General features: G+C 74.7%; 4 protein-coding genes and 1 pseudogene. 4 read left to right on the top strand and 1 reads right to left on the bottom strand.

Annotated elements, in window-relative coordinates:
• The 3 genes from KBX53_RS22410 to KBX53_RS22400 form a co-directional block, all read left to right on the top strand.
• The coding region (locus tag KBX53_RS22410) for a Vms1/Ankzf1 family peptidyl-tRNA hydrolase (RefSeq protein ID WP_256443398.1) at positions 1-712 on the top strand (712 nt) is incomplete at its 5' end.
• Positions 705-2,459, top strand: coding sequence for a thiamine pyrophosphate-binding protein (locus KBX53_RS22405; protein WP_210861457.1), 1,755 nt, complete (start codon positions 705-707; stop codon positions 2,457-2,459). The genes KBX53_RS22410 and KBX53_RS22405, both read left to right, overlap by 8 nt.
• A 49-nt stretch (positions 2,460-2,508) precedes the next feature.
• Positions 2,509-3,606 (top strand): iron-containing redox enzyme family protein, encoded by a 1,098-nt coding sequence (locus KBX53_RS22400; protein ID WP_210861455.1) that lies wholly within the window; start codon positions 2,509-2,511, stop codon positions 3,604-3,606.
• A gap of 176 nt (positions 3,607-3,782) precedes the next feature.
• On the opposite strand, the gene KBX53_RS22395 is transcribed toward KBX53_RS22400, so the two are convergent.
• Positions 3,783-4,013, bottom strand: coding sequence for a CDGSH iron-sulfur domain-containing protein (locus KBX53_RS22395; protein WP_030332684.1), 231 nt, complete (start codon positions 4,011-4,013; stop codon positions 3,783-3,785).
• Positions 4,014-4,197: 184 nt separating this feature from the next.
• Between KBX53_RS22395 and KBX53_RS22390 the strand changes: the two are divergent.
• Positions 4,198-4,867, top strand: a pseudogene (locus tag KBX53_RS22390) (hypothetical protein); the annotation flags it as partial.

Raw genomic sequence — 4,867 nt, 5'->3', positions numbered from 1 at the left:
GGTGCCCCGGCGGGCGCACGTCGCCGGCCGGGACGAGTACCCGCTGCGGCGGGCGAAGCCCGGTGGCTGGTCCCAGTCGCGCTATCAGCGGGCCGCCATGGAGGCGTGGCACCAGAACGCCGGCGACGTCACCGCGGCGACGGTGCAACTGGCTGACCGGGTCGGCGCGGACGTGGTGGTGGTGGCCGGCGACGTCCGGGCCACCGGCATGATTGCCGCCCAGATGCCGGAGCGCTGGCAGGACCGGGTGGTGCGCACCGATGCCGGGTCCCGGGCCGGCGGCGCCGACCAGACGATGTTGGACGACCTCACCGTGCAGACCATCGCGGAGATCGCCGACCAGCGGATCAGCGCCGCGCTGGACAAGTTCGGCGTGCAGGAGGACGTCGGCGGCGGCCTCGACGCGGTCGTCTCGGCCCTGCAACGCAACCAGGTGGACATGATGCTCATCGTGGACGACCCGTCGGCCAACGGTGAGCTGTGGATCGGGGCGGAACCCACCGAGATCGCCGTCGACCCGGGGCAGCTGGCCGCCATGTCGGTGGCCGACCCGCAGCGGGTACGCGCCGACGCGGCACTGGTCCGGGCGCTCGTCGGCACCGACGCGGCACTGACCGTGCTCGGCCCGGACGAGGCGCCGGACCTGACCGACGGCGTGGGCGCGGTACTGCGCTACGTCGACCCCAGCACACCGGGGCGCGGCAATGGTTGACCGGTCGGTGGCCGACGTGGTGGTCGAGCGGCTTCTGGCCTGGCGGGTGCCCCGCGCCTTCGGGTACCCGGGGGAGGCGATCGCCCCGCTGGTCGACGCGCTGGACCGCACCGGCGGGGAGCCGGCGTTCATCCCGGCCCGGCACGAGGAGACCGCCTCGTTCATGGCCACCGGGCACGCCAAGTTCACCGGCGGCATCGGGGTCTGCCTCGCCACCCAGGGGCCCAGCGCCGTCCAGCTGCTCAACGGCCTCTACGACGCCAAGCTGGACAGCAAGCCGGTGGTGGCCATCGTCGGTGAGGACATCTCCGGGCCGCTCGGCGGCGCGCACCAGGAGATCGGGCTGAGTCGGCTCTTCGCTGACGTGTGCAACCAGTTCGTCCGGTACGGTCGCCGCCCCGAGGAGGTGGGGGCGCTGCTGGACCAGGCGTTCCGGACGGCGGCGGCGACCCGCAGCCCGACCTGCGTGGTGCTGCCCCGGCAGTTGCAGGAGGCGCTGGTGCCCGACCTCCAGTCGTACAGCGCCGGGGTGATCACGGCGACCCCCGGTGAGCCGCTGGCCCGGGTGCTGCCGCACGAGGCGGACCTGGACGCCGCCGCGCAGCTGCTCAGCGGCGGCCAGCGGACCGCGATCCTGGTGGGCCAGGGTGGTCGGGACGCCGCTGCCGAGATCATCGAGATGGCCGACCGGCTCGGCGCCGGGGTGGCCACCTCACTGCTGGGCAAGCCGGTGCTCGACGAGCGGCTGCCGTTTCACACCGGGGTGCTCGGCGAGGTCGGCACACCGGCGGCGGCCGAGCTGATGGGTGGCTGCGACACCCTGCTGATGGTCGGCACCAACGACCCGTGGACCGACTACTTCCCGATGCCGGAGCAGGCGCGCACGGTGCAGATCGACATCGACGGCCGCCGGATCGGCACCCGGTACCCGGCCGACGTGCCGCTGGTCGGTGACGCCGCCGAGACCCTACGGGCGCTGCTGAGCCGGGTGCGCGGTCGGCCCGAGCAGCAGTGGCGGGCCACTGTGGAGAGTTCGGTGGACCGGTGGCGGGAGGCTGCCGCCGAGCGGGCCGCCGCCGCCGCGGACCCGGTCAACCCGCAGCTCGTCCTGCAGGAGTTGTCCGCCCGGCTGCCCGGCACCGGCGCGGTGGCTGTCGACGTCGGCTCGGTCCTCTACTGGTACGCCCGGCACCTCACCCTGCCACCCGGGGTCAACGCGCAGCTGTGCGGCACCCTCGGGTCGATGGGCTGCGCGCTGCCGTACGCGGTGGCGGCCAAGCTCGCCGCCCCGGACCAGCCGGTGGTCGCGCTGGTCGGCGACGGGGCGATGCAGCTCAACGGGCTCGCCGAGCTGATCACCGTGTCGCACCTCTGGCAGCGGTGGAGCGACCCCCGGCTGGTGGTGCTGGTGCTCAACAACCGGGACCAGAACGGGATGGGTGGCGGGCGGCAGCCGTCGTCCGACCCGACCCACCGCCGGCCCGACGTGCCGTACGCCGGCTGGGCCCGGCTGCTGGGGCTGCACGGGGTGCGGGTGGACCGTCCGGAGCTGGTCGGCGCGGCCTGGGACGAGGCCCTCGCCGCGGACCGCCCCTGCGTACTGGAGGCGGTCGTCGACCCGGCGGTGTCGCTGGCGCCGCCGGAGCCGGCGTTCGCCGACCTGCGCGGTCTGTACGCCGAGGGCGCCGCGGCCCGGAAGGTCCGCGAGCAGGTGGAGGTCACCGTGACCGCGGATGATCTCGTTTAGCGACCCTGGACCAGGGCATCAGTAGCGGCCCGACGACGCTGGAGGTCCGATGTCCGTACCCGCCGACCGCCGCTACGGTCCCGCGACCCTGCCGAGGGCGCGGGGTCCGCTCTCCACGGCGGTCATCGAAGCGCTGCGGCGTCCGCCGCACGACCTGCCGACCGATCTCGGCGTCGGCCTCGACCCGGCGGACCCGATCGTCGACGAGGACCTTCAGCTGACGCTGTTCCTCTGCTACGAGCTGCACTACCGGGGTTGGCTCGGGGTGGACGAGTCGTGGGAGTGGCAGCCGACACTGCTGGCGTTGCGGGCCCGCGGCGAACGCGTCTTCGAGGCGGCGCTGCGCCGGCTGGTCGGGGCGCCGTCGGTGCCTGCCGCCGGGGTGGCGGCCGGCCTGACCGAGCTGGTCGCGGCCGACGACGGACCGGCGCTGGCCGCGCAGCTGCAACGACGCGCCGATCTCGCCCAGTTCCGCGAGTTCGTCGCCCACCGCTCCGTGTACCACCTGCGCGAGGCGGACCCGCACAGTTGGGCGCTGCCCCGCCTCGGCGGTCCGGCCAAGGCCGCGCTCGTGGAGATCCAGACCGACGAGTACGGCAACGGGCGGCTGGACCGGATGCACGCCGAGCTGTTCCGGCGCACCCTCGACCGGCTGGGCCTGGACACCGGTTACGGCGCCCACGTCGACGTGGTGCCGGCGGTGACGTTGGCGACCAACAACCTGATGTCGCTGTTCGGGCTGCACCGACGGTTGCGCGGTGCGCTGCTCGGGCACCTGGCCGCGTTCGAGATGACCTCCTCGCTGCCCAACCGCCGCTACGGCAACGGGCTGCGCCGGCTCGGCTTCGACGAGGTGGCCACCCGCTTCTACGACGAGCACGTCGAGGCCGACGCGGTGCACGAGCAGATCGCCGCGCACGACATGTGCGGTGGCCTGGTCCGCCTGGAGCCGGCCCTCGCCTCCGACGTGCTCTTCGGCGCGGCGGCCGGGCTCGCGGTGGACCGGCTGTTCGCCGCGCACCTGCTGGACAGCTGGGCCGACGGCCGTAGCTCGCTGCGGACACCAGCCCCGCCGGACCTGCCGCCCACGGTGTCGCTTGTCGCGTTGCCCGCGGTGGCCCCGCCGTCTCCGCCCGCGCTCGTCTGATCCACACCGCCGGCTGTCGGGGTGGGGCCTGCCGCGCGGAATCCGTCCTTTGCTCTGCACCCGCCTGCGCACCACGCACGCTGCGTAACTGGCGCGTGGGCGGGTGCAGAGCAAAGGCGGCGTGACTCTGGTGTGGCCCGACCGTGCGCCTGCGCGGCGTGACGCGACGACCTGGGTCAGCGCTCGCGGGTGGTGCCCGCCCGGAAGTTGATCGCCTTGTGGGTGCCGTCGCAGAACGGCTTGAGCGCCGACTTGCCGCACCGGCACAGCGCCACCGTGCCGCGCCGCGCGTCGATGCGCTCGCCGTCCGGGGTGACCAGCGCGAAGTCGCCACGGACCAGCAGCGGTCCGTCCTCGTACGGGGTGATCGTGGCGGCGGCGGGCTCGCTGGTGTCGTCGGTGTGCATGGCCCCGGAAGTGCCCGCCCTGACCCTGCCGAAACCCGCGCGACCGAACGCCGGTGATGACCGGGGCACCCCGCTGACCAGCGGAATGTGCCGCCGGGTGGGTGATGCCCCGTTTGAACCCCATCGGGACGGGAAGCCGGGCCGCGTGGTGAGCGAACGAGGCAAGGTGGGGCCGGTGCACAAGGTGCGCAAGGGGCTCACGGCCGATGGCGCCGGTCTCGCCGGCGACCGGGTCGTGGCAGCGGGCAGTAGCGCCCGGGTGCTGGTCGCCGCCACCGCGCGGGCGCTGCGCGGGGTCGACTGCGCCGACCTCGGGCACACCGGGCCGACGTCGCGCTTCCCCGGCGCCCCCGAACCGGTACGCCGCGCGGCCGCCACCCGCGCCGCCGGCCGGGTCGCGCTGACAGTGGCCCAGACCGACGAGGTGGACGCCGCCCGGGTGGCCCGCTGGTTCGTCGACCAGTACCCCCGGCGGCGCTACCCCGGGGTGCTGATCGGCTCCCCGCACGGCGCGGTGGCCCACCTCGCGGTGGCTCTCGGCGTGCCGTGGCTGCCCGCGGGATTCGAAATGACGGTGCACTGGTCCGAGGGTGGGGTGGACCGCCCGGCGGACGCCGCGGAGCACGGCGCGGCACTCGCCACCCGGTTGCTCGCCGGCAACGCCGACCTGCACCTGCGTCAGGTGCACTGCCCGGCCAGCCGTGGCGCGCTGACCGGGGCGACCGTGTCGCTGACCGCCGCGTGGCGGGCCCTACCGGCCGCGTACGCGACGTTTCTGGCCGACCGGCTGATGCCGGGTGCGCCGGTGCTGCTCGTCCGCGACGCGCGCACCTGGCCGGCGCTGGAGCGCGCCC

This window comes from Micromonospora sp. M51 (assembly GCF_018070305.1).
Taxonomy (GTDB): Bacteria; Actinomycetota; Actinomycetes; order Mycobacteriales; family Micromonosporaceae; genus Micromonospora; species Micromonospora parva.
The sequence above is the reverse complement of the archived record's forward strand: the minus strand, read 5'-3'. Positions and strand labels throughout refer to the sequence as shown.